Genomic DNA, 13,043 nt, shown 5'->3' with positions numbered 1-13,043 from the left:
TAGTCCTTTTCCGGCTATCGACAACTAATCCATCGTACCGGGCAGTAGTTTTTGCTGTTCCGGCAGCGGAGCGGGCCGGTTCCGGGTCGGGCGCGACGGCGCCGGACGACGGGTCCGACGGGTGTCAGAGTGCAGCGAGCAGGTTTTCGCAGCGGCCGATCAGCGCGGCGCGCAACACCGCCGCTCGGTCGGCGATCTCGCTCTGGAGCCGCACGTATTCGGCGCGGCCGGCCTGCTCCTCCACCCGGATCGGCGCGAAGCCCAAGTCGCGCAGGTCGTATGGGCTGGCCCGCATATCCAGCACCCGGGCGTTGGCGGCCAGCTCGAAGCAGTCCAGCAGCAGCCCGGCGGGGATCAGCGGGGTCAATTTCAGGCTCCATTTGGCCAGATCCATGTTCGTATGAACGCAGCCTGGCTGCTCGTGGTCGACCTGGGCGGCCCGGCTCAGCGGGGTCTCGTTGCGGGGTTCGGCGGCCGCGGTGAAGAACCGGAAGGCGTCGTAGTGGCTGCAGCGCAGCCCGGTGGTCTCCAGCACCGCGTCGGTCCCGGCCGATCCCAGGCGCAGTGGCAGCTGGGTGTGCCGGGGTTTGGCACTGCGGTAGACCATCGCCCACTCGTGCATCCCGAAGCAGCCGAACCGGGGCGGGCGGGCCGCCGTCGCGGTCAGCAGCCGGTGGATGAAGGCGACGGTGTCGGCGCGGGCGGCCAGGTGGGCCGGGTCGACCCGCACCCCGTCGGGCACCCGCCGGTAGCCCGTCGTGCCGTCGTATTCGGCGGCCCGGGCGCCGGTCAGAGTCACGCCGTAGCCCGGATGCCAGCGTCGCAGCCGGCCGGGCCGCAGCGAGTAGTAGTCGAACAGGAAGTCCCAGACCGGGTGGCGGACACCGCGGCGCATCCGGTCGGTGTGCGGGGTCAGAAACGCCTCGGCGCGGGCCCGGTGGGCGTCCGCGGTGGCGGTCCATACCGGTTCCGGCAGCGTCACCGCGGACAGCGGTTCGGCCACTGCCTCAGACACGGTGGGTGCCGTCGCGGACCGTCCCGACCAGGTCTTCGACCAGGTCCTCCAGGGTGACCAGGGCGACGACGCCGTCGTCGGGACCGGTCAGCAGGGCCAGGTGGGCGTTGCTGCGCCGCAGCCGCGACAACCCGTCGGGCAGCGACAGCGACTCCGGCACCCGCGGCAGCGGGCGGACCACCGCCAGGTCCACCACCGCATCCGGGTCGGTCAGCGCCAACACGTCCTTGATGTGCAGGTAGCCGATCAGGGCGCCGGCGGGGTCGGCGACCGGAAACCGCGAATAGCCGGTCTGGGCCAGGGCGATCTGGATGTCGGCGACCCGCGGTCCCAGACCCGGCCCGGCCACCGGGACCACCCGCACGTCGCTCAGCGGCACCGCGACGTCGCTGACGGCGCGGGTGCGGACCTGCAGCGCCCGGGTCAGGCGGGTGTGCTCCTCGGGGTCCAGCAGGCCCTCGGACACCGACTCGGCGATCATCTCCGACAGCTCGACGGTGGAGACCGTGATGTCCAGCTCGTCCTTCGGGGTGATGCCGACCATCCGCATGACCACCGCTGCGCACCAGTTGTAGAACGCGATGAACGGCCGGGCGACCCGCACGTACACCAGGTAGACGGGGATCAGCAGCATCGCGGTGCGCTCGGGACCGGCGATGGCGATGTTCTTCGGTACCATCTCGCCGAGCAGCACGTGCAGGGTCACCACCAGCGCCAGCGACACCAGCGCCGCGACCGTGTGCAGTACCGGCGCCGGCACGCCGACCAGATCGAACGGCCCGTCGAGCAGTCGGGCTACGGCGGGCTCGGCGACCCGGCCCAGCAGGATCGAGCAGACGGTGATGCCCAGCTGCGCGCCGGCCAGCATCAGCGACAGCTGTTCCCCGGCGCGCATGACCGTCACCGCGCGTTTCTTGCCCTGCTCGGCCAGCGCCTCCAGCCGGTCCCGGCGGGCGGAGATCAGTGCGAACTCGCTGCCCACGAAGAACGCGTTGGCGCCCAGCAGCAGCACGGCAGCCACCAGAGCGAGCAGGTCGGCGGCCATCAGAGCGCTCCCGACCCATCGGCGCGGCGGGACCGCGGGCCCAGTTCGGACAGCTCCAGCAGGTCGATCCGGCGGCCGTCCATCGCCAGCACGGTGGCCAGCCAGATGACCGGGTCGTCGAGCTGCCCGTCGGGGTCGAACGCCGGCAGCTCCACCGAGTCGCCGACAGCCGGGATGCGGCCCAGCACCGACATCACCAGCCCGCCGATGGTGTCGTAGTACTCGCCCTCGGCCGCCCGGTAGCCGGTGCCGGCGGCCACCTCGTCGATGCGCAGCAGCCCCGAGATGCGCCAGCTGCCGTCGGCTTCCAGCACGTTGGGGCGGCGGTCGTCATGCTCGTCGCGCACGTCGCCGACGATCTCCTCGATCAGGTCCTCGACGGTGACCATGCCGGCGGTGCCGCCGTACTCGTCGACCACCAGCGCGGTCTGCAGGCCGTTGGCCCGGATCTGGGTCATCACCGCGTCGCCGTCGAGGGTGGCCGGCACCACCGGCACCGGCCGGGCCAGGATGTCGAGGCGGACGGCGGCGCGCTGCGGCGGGGGGATCTCGAAGACCTGTTTGACGTGCACGATGCCGATGGTTGCGTCGAGGTCGCCGTCGACGATGGGGAAGCGGGAGAACCCGGTGGCGCTGGCCGCGGCGACCAGGTCGGCGACGGTCTGGTCGGCGTCGAGGGCAACGATCTCGGTGCGCGGGGTCATCAGTTCCTCGGCGGTGAGGTCGCCGAAGTGCAGGGACCGGTCCACCAGCGCGGCGGTGGCCGGGTCGATGGAGCCGGCGTCGGCCGAGGTGCGCACCAGCGACACCAGCTCCTGGGCGGAGCGCGCCGAGTGCAGTTCGTCGGCCGGCTCGATGCCCAGGCGGCGGACCACGGCGTTGGCCGCTCCGTTGGTCAGCTTGATCGCCGGCGTCAGCAGAGCGGAGACGAGCAACTGCGGGCCGGCGACGGTACGTGCGGTGGGCAGCGGTTCGGCGACCGCGATGTTCTTGGGCACCAGCTCGCCGAAGACCATCGACAACGACGTGGCGATGATCAGCGCCAGGGTCAGCGCCACCGGCGCGACCAGGTGCCCCGGCAGCCCGGCGGCGGTCAGCGCGGGCCGGATGAGCTGCCCGACGACGGGCTCGGCCAGATACCCGGTGGCCAGCGTGGTCACCGAAATGCCGAGCTGGGCTCCGGACAGCTGGAACGACAGGGTGCGGTGGGCCCGCTGCACCCAGCGGTCGCGGCGGCCGCCGGTGCGGGCGTTGGCGTCGACGGTGCTGCGTTCCAGGGCCGTCAGGGAGAATTCGGCGGCCACGAACAGGGCCGTCCCAGCGGTCAGGACCACGATGGCGCCGACGCTGAGCAGCGTCATCCAGACGCCCATCGCGTCAACCTCCATCCCGGTCCGCCGTGTCCGCCGCGATTCCGCGGCCAGCTCAGCTTAACGGCTGCCCGCCTCACCAACCCGTCGGTAGGGGATGGCCCTCGGCGAAACCGGCGGCCGACTGGACTCCGAGGACCGCCTTCTCGTGCAGTTCGGCCAGGTCGGCCGCCCCGACGTAGGTGCAGGTGCTGCGCACCCCCGACGTGATGTGGTCGAGCAGATCCTCGACGCCGCCGCGTTCGGGATCCAGCGCCATCCGGGAGGTGGAGATGCCCTCCTCGAACAACGCCTTGCGGGCCCGCTCGAAACCGCTGTCGGCGGCGGTGCGGGCGGCGACGGCCCGCTTGGAAGCCATGCCGTAGGACTCCTTGTAGGGCCGCCCGTCACGGTCGCGCAGCAGGTCGCCGGGCGATTCGTAGGTGCCGGCGAACCAGGAGCCGATCATCACATTCGACGCCCCGGCGGCCAGCGCCAGCGCCACGTCGCGGGGGTGACGGACCCCGCCGTCGGCCCAGACGTGGCCGCCGAGGCGTCGGGCGGCCGCCGCGCAGTCGAGCACCGCGGAGAACTGCGGTCGGCCCACGCCGGTCATCATCCGGGTGGTGCACATGGCGCCGGGGCCGACGCCGACCTTGACGATCGTCGCCCCGGCCTCGATCAGATCGCGGGTGCCCTCGGCGGAGACCACGTTGCCCGCCGCCAGCGGCAGGCCCAAATCCAGTGCGGCGACCTTGCGGATGGCATCCAGCATCTTGGACTGGTGGCCGTGGGCGGTGTCGATGACCAGCACGTCGACACCGGCGGCGGCCAGCGCGGTGGCCTTACCGGCCACGTCGCCGTTGATGCCGACGGCGGCGGCGACGCGCAACCGCCCGTGGGCGTCGACGGCCGGGGTGTAGATCCCGGCCCGCACGGCACCGGTGCGGGTGAGCACCCCGGCCAGCGACCCGTCGGGCCGGGTGAGGACGGCCACCGGGACCGGTGCGGTCTCCAGTGCGGCGAACACCCGGCGCGGGTCGGTACCCAGGGGTGCGGTGACGAATTCGGTGACGGCGACGTCGCGGACCCGGGCGAACCGGTCCACCCCGGTACAGCGGGCCTCGGTGACCAGCCCCGTCGGGCGCCCGTCGACCAGCACGACGGCCGCGCCGTGTGCCCGCTTGTGGATCAGCGCGATGGCGTCGGAGACCGAGTCGTCCGGCTCCAGAGTGACCGGGGTGTCGGCGACCAGGTCGCGGGATTTGACGAAGTCGACGGTGGTGGCGACGGCCACGATCGGCAGATCCTGCGGCAGCACCACGATCCCGCCGCGCCGGGCCACCGTCTCGGCCATCCGGCGTCCGGCGACCGCCGTCATATTGGCCACCACGACGGGGATGGTGGTGCCGGAGCCGTCGTTGCTGGCCAGGTCCACGTCGAACCGGGAGGTCACCTCGGAGCGGTTCGGGACGACGAAGACGTCGTTGTAGGTCAGGTCATAGGGAGGCCGGTGGCCGTCGAGGAACCGCACTGTGCAAGCCTATCGGCCGGTCCCGGCTTCCCCTCGGCTCCGCCGGCGTGCCCGGTGGCGGTGTTTGTGCTGTTGGGGTGGTCGGGGCGCGCCGACTCCGCCGAGCATTGCCGAACCGGCCCGGAAAGTCAGGCCTGCACTTCGGTGCGGTCGCCGCTCCACAGGGTGTGGAAGCGGGCGTCCGGATCGGCGTCGATGCGGCCGTAGGTGTGCGCGCCGAAGAAGTCCCGCTGGCCCTGGATCAGTGCGGCAGGCAGCCGGGTGGTGCGCAGGCCGTCGTAGTAGGACAGGGCCGAGGCGAAGCCGGGGATCGGGATGCCGAGTTCGGTCGCGGTGACGACTACCCGGCGCCAGCCGTCGACCGCGTTTTCCACCGCGTCGCGGAAGTACGGCGCCGCGATCAGGGTGGGCAGCGCCGGGTCGGCGTCGAAGGCTTCCTTGATCCGGTTGAGGAACTTGGCGCGGATGATGCAGCCGCCGCGCCAGATGGTGGCCAGATCACCCGGTTTGACGTTCCAGTCGTACTCGGCGGAGCCGGCCTGGATCTGGTTGAAGCCCTGGGCGTAGGCGATGATCTTCGACGCGTACAACGCCTTGCGTACGTCTTCGACGAATCGCTTTGCATCGGAGGGTTTTTCGCCCAGGTTGCCGGCGGACATGCCGGCGACGGCGCGGCGCTGCGGCACCGATCCGGATAGCGCCCGGGCGAACACCGCCTCGGCGATGCCGGTGACCGGCACTCCGAGATCGAGCGCGGAGATGACCGTCCAGCGCCCGGTGCCTTTCTGCCCGGCCTCGTCCACGATGACGTCGACCAGCGGCCTGCCGGTCTTGGCGTCGACCTGACGGAGCACCTCGGCGGTGATCTCCACCAGGTAGGAGTCCAGTTCGCCGGTGTTCCACTCGGCGAACACCTCGGCGATTTGCGGTGCGGTCAGGCCAAGTCCGTCGCGCAGTAGCTGGTACGCCTCGCCGATGAGCTGCATGTCGGAGTACTCGATGCCGTTGTGCACCATCTTGACGAAGTGCCCCGCCCCGTCGGGACCGATGTGGGTGCAGCACGGGACGCCGTCGACGTGCGCAGAGATCTCCTCCAGCAGCGGGCCCAGCGACACGTAGGACTCTGCCGGTCCGCCGGGCATGATCGACGGGCCGTTGAGCGCGCCCTCCTCGCCGCCGGAGATGCCGGCGCCGACGAAGTGCAGGCCGCGTGCGCGGATGGCCTTCTCCCGGCGGATGGTGTCGGTGAACAGCGAGTTGCCGCCGTCGATGATGATGTCGCCGGGCTCCATGGCGTCGGCCAGTTCGTTGATGACGGCGTCGGTGGCCGCCCCGGCCTTGACCATGATCAGTACGCGGCGCGGCCGCTCCAGGGCGTCGAGGAACTCGGCGATGCTCTCGCTGCGGACGAACGAGCCCTCGTGGCCGTGTTCGGCGATCAGCGCGTCGGTCTTGGCGATCGAGCGGTTGTGCAGTGCGACGGTGTAGCCGTGCCGGGCGAAGTTCCGTGCGATGTTGGAACCCATGACCGCGAGGCCGGTGACCCCGATCTGTGCTGTTCCGGTGCGGGAACTGGAGTCGGTCACGGTCATAGAGTTGCCTTTCGGTACGGCGGGGGTGGGACTAGCGGGACAGCAGGCGCTGCAGTTCGGTGAGCCACGGGACGGCCACGGCCAGGGTCGGGACCACCAGGACGGCGACCGCCCCGACGTAGGCGGCCGCACACAGCCACGGACTGTTGGGTTTACCGGCCAGGCGCTGCACCCGCAACACGGTCGTCGGCCCGCCGGCGGCGAGTGCCCCGGACGGACGCGGACCGGCGGCGCAGGCGACCAGCGCGCGGGCCAGGGGTGTGGGCCCGGTGGCGCGCACGGCGGCGTCGTCGGCCAGCAGTTCGACCAGCAGCCGGACGGCGTCCAGGGCGCTGGCGCTGCGGACGAACCGCGGGAAGGCGGCGTGCACCGCGGTGAACGCCTCCAGCACCAGGTCGTGGCGGGCTCGTAGGTGGGCGCGTTCGTGACTGAGGATCGCCGCCATCTCCGGGTCGCCGAGGGTGGACAGCGTTCCGTCGCTGACCACCACCCGGGAGCGCATACCGGGCAGGCAGTAGGCCAACGGCTGGTCGATCGCGAGGATGCGCAGGGCACCGCGGTTTACCCCGAGCAGGTCGACCAGCATGCGGTGATGGGCCCGGCGGCGCCGGGTGCCGATGGCCACCCGGACTCCGGCCACGGCCAGGCGCACGCCCACCAGCAGGGTCAGGCCCAGTACGACGAGATGGATCAGCCACTGAGCCCAGCCCAACCGGTGCAGGGCGTCGATCGGATCGGCCGACGGCAGGCCGTCGCTGTCGGGCAGGAATAGCCGGCTGGCGATCGCCAGGCCTGCGCTGAACGCCGAGAGCACCGCCGCGATGGCGATCGACTGCCACAATACGATGGCTGCGCGCGGGGCCCGCAGTGGCCAGTCGGCGCGGGCGAGGATCGCCGGAACCGGCCCTACCAGCAGCAGGGCGAGGATGGCGAAGGCCAGCGCGGACACGCCGTCCAGTGTCCCTTAGCCGGCGGCAGCGCTGTCAGCCGACCTCCCGGAGGCGTGCTTGGCCTCCAGTTCGGCCAGGGCGCGGCGCAGCGCGTCGGCTTCGTCGATGCCGACGCGTTCGACGAAGTGCATCAGCGCCGCCTGGCGGCTGCCGGTGTCGGCGGCCTGGTCCAGGGCGTCGACCATGAGGCCGGCGACCAGGACGTCACGGCCGTGGGCGGGCGCGTAGCGGTGCGCCCGGTCGTCGCGGTGCTGTAGCACGAGGTTCTTGCGGGCCAGTCGTTGCAGCACCGTCATCACCGTGGTGTACGCGAGCTCGCGGTGGACGATCAGGCCCTCGTGGACCTGACGCACCGTCTGCGGCTCGGCCGTCGACCACAGGTGGTCCATGACCGCCTGCTCGAGTTCGCCTAAGCGCGCCATTCTGCTCATGATCCGTTCTTCTCCCAGCGTTAGGTAAAGCGTACTCGCGTTTACTACCGGTCGTCGTACCCAGGTTTGCGGAGTGCAAACCACAGGCTGCTCAACTGCCGTTTCCTCCCGATGCGTCCCTGTGAAAGCCATCACAGGGGTGCGGGCCGGGCCCATCTCCATACTAGGTTAGGGTTACCTATCCTAACCTGGAGGTGCCATGACCGTCGTAGTCGACGACCCGTTGATCTCCGCGATGTCGATCCGCGAGGAACTTCCGCTGCACGAATCGGCCCGTCGGCTGCGCGCCCTGTGTCCGGAAAGTCCGCGGGTACACGGCGTCGCGGTGATGCGCGACGTGTCCCGGCGCCGATGGTGGCCACTGGCCGAGGCGCTGACGGCGGGCCGGCTGGCCGATATGCACGACGCTGCGGTGGCCGACATCGGGAACCCGGTCGCAGCGGCCCAGCAACTCGCCGCCACGCTCGCGCACAGCGTGATCGGCCGGGTGGTCGCCCTGGTGGTGCTGGAGGGCCGGGCCTGGGACGCGGGTCTGGAGAACTTGTGGGTGCACGTGGACTCCGAGGACTGCATCGACTGGCTGGCGGTGGTCGACCCGACCCTGAGGGTGCTGCCGGATGACCCGGACGCCGCGCGGGACGGCGTGGTGACGCTGCCGGGAGAGGCCGCGCTGGCCACCTGGACCGCGCATCGCTGCCACCGCAGCCTGTCGCCGTTGTTCGGTGAATTGCACCGGGTCAGTGGGGGTGTGGTCAGCGTCGAGGCGATGTGGCGGGCGGTCGGCACCGCGGTGGTGTCGGCGGCGACGCAGGCACCGTCGCGCGCCGGTTTCAGCGAAGCCGTGGGCATGCGCCGGGGGCAGGCGGTGCTGGATGCGCTGGCGGGTTTCGGGTTGCCGGTCCGCGGCGGGACCCGGCTGCGTGCCGACGCCCGAGTGCGGTCGGGGCGCGCCACGGCGGCGAATTCGACGAACCCCCGGATGCCTCTTGCAAAGTTAGGGCAGCCTTGCCTATACTGAGAGGGCGAGGCTAACGGACCGCGCCGGAGTCCTGAGGGCTGCAGAGACCCCCGGTCCACTCGAAGGAAGGGCCCCGCGCCATCACGGCGCGGGGCCCTTCCGCATATCCATCCCGCGCACGACCCGCGAGCCACGGTGGTCGCCACCGGGTGTAGACACGATCATGTGAACGCCGACGTGAACCTCTACTCCGCCCCCTTCGACCGGCTGATCGGTCTCGACTACGTCGAGGCCGGCCCCGACGGGGCGACCGCCCGCCTCGAGGTCAAAGAGGGGCTGCTGCAGCCCGCGGGGATCGTGCACGGCGGGGTGTACTGCGCGGTCATCGAGTCGATGGCCAGCGTGTCCGGCTTCCTGTGGTTGCGGGAGAACGGTGGTGGCGACGTCGTCGGGGTGAACAACAACACCGATTTCCTGCGTGCGATCACGGCGGGCACCGTGCATGCGACGTCGGAGCCGATCCACCGCGGTCGGCGTCAGCAGCTGTGGCTGGTCACCATCCGCGACGACGCCGGTAAACCCGTGGCGCGCGGCCAGGTGAGGCTGCAGAACATCCCCAAGGCGGGTTGATCACCCGGGGTGACGGTTCTGCGGGCGAATCCTGGCCGAACGGTTTGCGCAGGTGAGGCTGCAGAACATCCCCAAGGCGGGTTGATCACCCGGGGTGACGGTTCTGCGGGCGAATCCTGGCCGAACGGTTTGCGCAGGTGAGGCTGCAGAACATCCCCAAGGCTTAACTCGCCTTTTCGTCGTCCTCGGTGGAGGCGACGACCTCCTCGAGCTGCTCGATGCGGGTGCGCGCGTAGGCCTGCTGTTCGGTGATGGTCAGCTGGCCGCGGCCCGGTGACAGGAACGAGCGCGCCCAGGACAGCAGCGTGATGATCTTGGTCTGGAAGCCGACCAGGTAGATCAGGTGCAGGAACAGCCAGGCCAGCCAGGCCAGGTAGCCGCCGAACTCCAGCTTGCCGACCTGGGCGACGGCGGAGTGCTTCGACACCGCCGCCATCGAGCCCTTGTTCCAGTACTTGAAAGGCGCGCGCACGCTCGGATCGGCGCCCCTGAGTTCGGCCTTGATCAGGTTGGCCGCGTACCTTCCGCCCTGGATGGCGCCCTGGGCCTGGCCCGGGACACCCTCGACGAAGGCCATGTCGCCGACCACCCACACGTTGGAATGCCCGGGAATGGTCAGGTCGGGCAGCACCTTGACCCGTCCGGCGCGGTCGATTTCGGTGTCGGACTGCCGTGCCAGGTCGGCGCCGAGCGGGCTGGCGGCCACGCCGGCCGACCACACCTTGGTCGCCGACTCGATCCGCTTGGTGGTGCCGTCCTTGTACTTGACGACCAGGCCGTTGCGGTCCACGTCGGTCACCATGGCGTTGAGCTGGATCTCCACACCCATCTTCTCCAGTCGTCGCTGCGCCTTGCCGCCCAGTTTGGGGCCCATCGGCGGCAGCACCGCGTCGGCGCCCTCGATGAGGATCACCCTGGCCTGGGTGGAGTCGATGTGGCGGAACGCACCCTTGAGGGTGTGGTCGGCGAGCTCGGCGATCTGGCCGGCCATCTCCACGCCGGTGGCGCCGGCGCCGACGACGACGAACGTCAGCAGCTTCTCGCGGCGCACGGGGTCGCTGGACCGCTCGGCCTGCTCGAAGGCGCCCAGGATCCGCCCGCGCAGCTCCAAGGCGTCGTCGATGGACTTCATCCCGGGGGCCCATTCGGCGAACTGGTCGTTGCCGAAGTAGGACTGGCCGGCACCGGCGGCGATGATCAGGCTGTCGTACGGGGTGCGGTAGGTGTGACCGAGCAGCACCGAGTCGACGGTGCGGTTGGCCAGGTCGATGTGGGTGACCTCACCCAGCACCACCTGTGCGTTGCGCTGTTTGCGCAGGATGATGCGGGTCGGGGGAGCGATCTCGCCCTCCGACAGGATGCCGGTGGCCACCTGGTACAGCAGCGGCTGGAACAGGTGGTGGGTGGTCTTGGCGATGAGTTTGACGTCGACGTTGGCGCGCTTGAGCTTGCGCGCGGCGGTCAGCCCGCCGAATCCCGAGCCGATGATGACGACCCGGTGCTTGTCCGAAGTGGTTATGCCGGGGGGATGGCTCACGTTTGGGCTCCTCGAAACCGCGGATGGGACCGACGCCTACACCGTAGTCGCCCGCGCTGGGATGGGCGCGCCGGCTCACCCCCTCAGCAGCGGCGCCAGCGCCTCCCCGAGTGCGGTGATGTCGCCGGGGCGGTGGAAGGGGATGTTGAACACGATGCCGGTGACCCCATTGTCGAGCACCTTGGCCTGTACCTGCTCGGCGATCGACTCGACCGAGCCGACCAGGGTGCGGTTGGACCGTTCACCAAGTTGGGCGGTGTCGAAGTTCTCGTCGACGACGACGGTGGCCAGCACGCTGGTGGCCAGTGTCGCCGGATCGCGGCCGAGCTCCTCGCAGCAGCGCCGGGCCACCTCTGTCTTGTGTGCCAGCTCGTCGAATCCGCAGATCAGGTTGAGGTGGTCGAAGTGGGCCGCGGCCAGCGGGATGGTCTTCTTCTCCCCGGAGCCGCCGATCATCAGCGGGATGTGGTCGCGGTAGCGGGGCTCGGCCATCGCCTTGTCGACCCGGTAGTACTTGCCGGTGAAGGTGGGGCGTTCGCCGTGCAGCATCGGCACGATGATCGCCAGGGCCTCGTCGAGCTTGTCGAAGCGTTCGGTGAACGTGCCGAACTCATAACCCAGCGAATCGTGTTCCAGCTTGAACCAGCCGGTGCCGATGCCCAGGATCGCCCGCCCGGCGCTGACCACGTCCAGCGTGGTGACGGCCTTGGCCAGCAGTGTCGGATTGCGGTAGGTGTTGCCGGTGACCAGGGTGCCCAGCTGCACGTTCTCGGTGGCGGTGGCCAGCGCGCCGAGGGCGGTGTAGGCCTCCAGCATGGGCTGGTCCGGGGTGCCGAGCCCGGGCAGTTGGTAGAAGTGGTCCATCACGAAGACCGCGCCGTATCCGGAGGAGTCGGCCTCGGCGGCCTGGGCGATGACGGTGGGGAAGAGGTTCTCGACCCCGGTGCCGTAGGAGAAGTTGGGAATCTGCAGCGCGAGGCGGAAGGACATACCCCAAAAGGTAGCCGCCTGAAGGTGATTCGGCACCCGCTCGGCCGAAACCGGCCGGTGGGTTGGCTCAGGCCGGCAGCAGCGGTCGCAGCGCGTCGGCGAGTTCGGCGACCACGCCGGGCCGGTAGTCGAACACGCTGAGTACGACGCCGCCCACACCGGCGTCGAAGACCCTGGCCTTGATCTGTTCGGCGATCGCGGTGGGGCTGCCGGAGATGAAGTTGGCCGACGCCGCCGCGATCTGCTCCGGGGACATGGTGCCGTCGACGTCGACGACGACCATGGTGCTGGTGGCCAGCGTCGCCGGGTCGCGGCCGATGTCCTCGCAGCAGCGGCGGACCACCTCGGCCTTGCGCGGCAGTTCGGACAGATCGCACATCAGGTTCATGTGGTCGAAGTAGCGGGCCGCCATCGGGATGGCCTTCTTCTCGCCGCTGCCGCCGAGCATCAGCGGGATGTGGTCGCGGTAGCGCGGCTGGGCCAACGCCTCCTCGGTCCGGTAGTAGCTGCCGGTGAAGGTGGGCCGCTGGCCGTCGACCATCGGGCCGATGATCTGCAGTGCCTCATCGAGACGATTGAACCGCTCGCCGAAGGTGCCGAAGTCGAAGCCGAGCTGGCGGTGTTCGAGTTCGTACCAGCCGGCGCCCATGCCCAGGATCGCCCGCCCGGCGCTGATCACGTCGAGGGTGGTGATCTCCTTGGCCACCAGCGCCGGGTTGCGGTAGGTGACGCCGGTGACCAGGGCGCCCAGCTGGACGGTGTCCGTTGCCGCGGCGAGGGCGCCCAACGTGGTGTAGGCCTCGGGCATCGGATCCTCGACCGCGCCGATGTTCGCCGCTTGGTAGAAGTGATCCATCACGAACACCGCCTCGTACCCGGCGGCCTCCGCCTCACGCGTCTGGGCTACCAGAGTGGGGAAGAGTTTCTTCGGGTCGGAGGCGAATTTGGGGATCAGCAAGCCGAGGCGGAAGGTCATGCCTGGCAATGGTAGACAGCCGCCGAATCGACTAAG

Annotated in this window: 12 protein-coding genes; 2 read left to right on the top strand and 10 right to left on the bottom strand. The window is 70.2% G+C overall.

Features of this window, described 5'->3' with window-relative positions:
* Nucleotides 1-124: 124 nt before the first annotated feature.
* The 7 genes from G6N16_RS13915 to G6N16_RS13885 all read right to left on the bottom strand — a co-directional run bounded on the left by G6N16_RS13915 (nt 125) and on the right by G6N16_RS13885 (nt 7,916).
* A complete protein-coding gene (locus tag G6N16_RS13915; RefSeq protein WP_083028981.1) occupies nt 125-1,015 on the bottom strand; it encodes a 3-methyladenine DNA glycosylase in 891 nt (296 codons plus the stop codon).
* A complete protein-coding gene (locus G6N16_RS13910) occupies nt 1,008-2,060 on the bottom strand; it encodes a hemolysin family protein (protein WP_083028980.1) in 1,053 nt (350 codons plus the stop codon). Before G6N16_RS13910 ends, G6N16_RS13915 begins: the two co-directional genes overlap by 8 nt.
* A complete protein-coding gene (locus G6N16_RS13905; protein ID WP_083029073.1) occupies nt 2,060-3,433 on the bottom strand; it encodes a hemolysin family protein in 1,374 nt (457 codons plus the stop codon). Before G6N16_RS13905 ends, G6N16_RS13910 begins: the two co-directional genes overlap by 1 nt.
* A 73-nt stretch (nt 3,434-3,506) precedes the next feature.
* A complete protein-coding gene (locus G6N16_RS13900; RefSeq protein ID WP_083028979.1) occupies nt 3,507-4,943 on the bottom strand; it encodes a GuaB1 family IMP dehydrogenase-related protein in 1,437 nt (478 codons plus the stop codon).
* Nucleotides 4,944-5,071: 128 nt separating this feature from the next.
* On the bottom strand, nt 5,072-6,535 hold the full coding sequence (gndA, locus tag G6N16_RS13895) for an NADP-dependent phosphogluconate dehydrogenase (RefSeq protein ID WP_083028978.1): 1,464 nt from the start codon (nt 6,533-6,535) through the stop codon (nt 5,072-5,074).
* A 31-nt stretch (nt 6,536-6,566) separates the two neighbouring features.
* Nucleotides 6,567-7,484: a M56 family metallopeptidase gene (locus tag G6N16_RS13890; RefSeq protein WP_083028977.1), complete on the bottom strand. Its 918-nt coding sequence runs from the start codon at nt 7,482-7,484 to the stop codon at nt 6,567-6,569.
* Nucleotides 7,485-7,499: 15 nt separating this feature from the next.
* Nucleotides 7,500-7,916 carry a BlaI/MecI/CopY family transcriptional regulator gene (locus G6N16_RS13885; RefSeq protein ID WP_083028976.1) on the bottom strand — a complete coding sequence of 139 codons (417 nt, stop codon included), beginning with the start codon at nt 7,914-7,916 and terminating at the stop codon, nt 7,500-7,502.
* 199 nt (nt 7,917-8,115) lie between these two features.
* Between G6N16_RS13885 and G6N16_RS13880 the strand changes: the two genes are divergently transcribed.
* Both G6N16_RS13880 and G6N16_RS13875 read left to right on the top strand, forming a co-directional pair.
* Nucleotides 8,116-8,934, top strand: a complete 819-nt coding sequence (locus G6N16_RS13880; RefSeq protein ID WP_083028975.1) for an iron reductase — start codon at nt 8,116-8,118, stop codon at nt 8,932-8,934.
* 165 nt (nt 8,935-9,099) lie between these two features.
* The gene (locus G6N16_RS13875; RefSeq protein ID WP_083028974.1) at nt 9,100-9,504 is read left to right on the top strand and encodes a PaaI family thioesterase; all 405 of its coding nucleotides are present in this window, start codon (nt 9,100-9,102) and stop codon (nt 9,502-9,504) included.
* 163 nt (nt 9,505-9,667) lie between these two features.
* Here the strand turns inward: G6N16_RS13875 and G6N16_RS13870 are convergent, their stop codons facing one another.
* From G6N16_RS13870 to G6N16_RS13860, 3 genes are all read right to left on the bottom strand, one after another.
* Nucleotides 9,668-11,041, bottom strand: coding sequence for a type II NADH:quinone oxidoreductase Ndh (locus G6N16_RS13870; RefSeq protein ID WP_083028973.1), 1,374 nt, complete (start codon nt 11,039-11,041; stop codon nt 9,668-9,670).
* A gap of 75 nt (nt 11,042-11,116) precedes the next feature.
* Complete coding sequence (locus tag G6N16_RS13865; RefSeq protein WP_083028972.1) at nt 11,117-12,031, bottom strand: LLM class F420-dependent oxidoreductase; 915 nt, start codon at nt 12,029-12,031, stop codon at nt 11,117-11,119.
* 67 nt (nt 12,032-12,098) lie between these two features.
* Nucleotides 12,099-13,007: an LLM class F420-dependent oxidoreductase gene (locus tag G6N16_RS13860; RefSeq protein WP_083028971.1), complete on the bottom strand. Its 909-nt coding sequence runs from the start codon at nt 13,005-13,007 to the stop codon at nt 12,099-12,101.
* Between the last annotated feature and the right edge of the window lie 36 nt (nt 13,008-13,043).

Source organism: Mycolicibacterium insubricum, from assembly GCF_010731615.1.
Taxonomy (GTDB): domain Bacteria; phylum Actinomycetota; class Actinomycetes; order Mycobacteriales; family Mycobacteriaceae; genus Mycobacterium; species Mycobacterium insubricum.
Note: the sequence above shows the minus strand (reverse complement) of the source record. Positions and strands in the feature narration are given on the sequence as shown.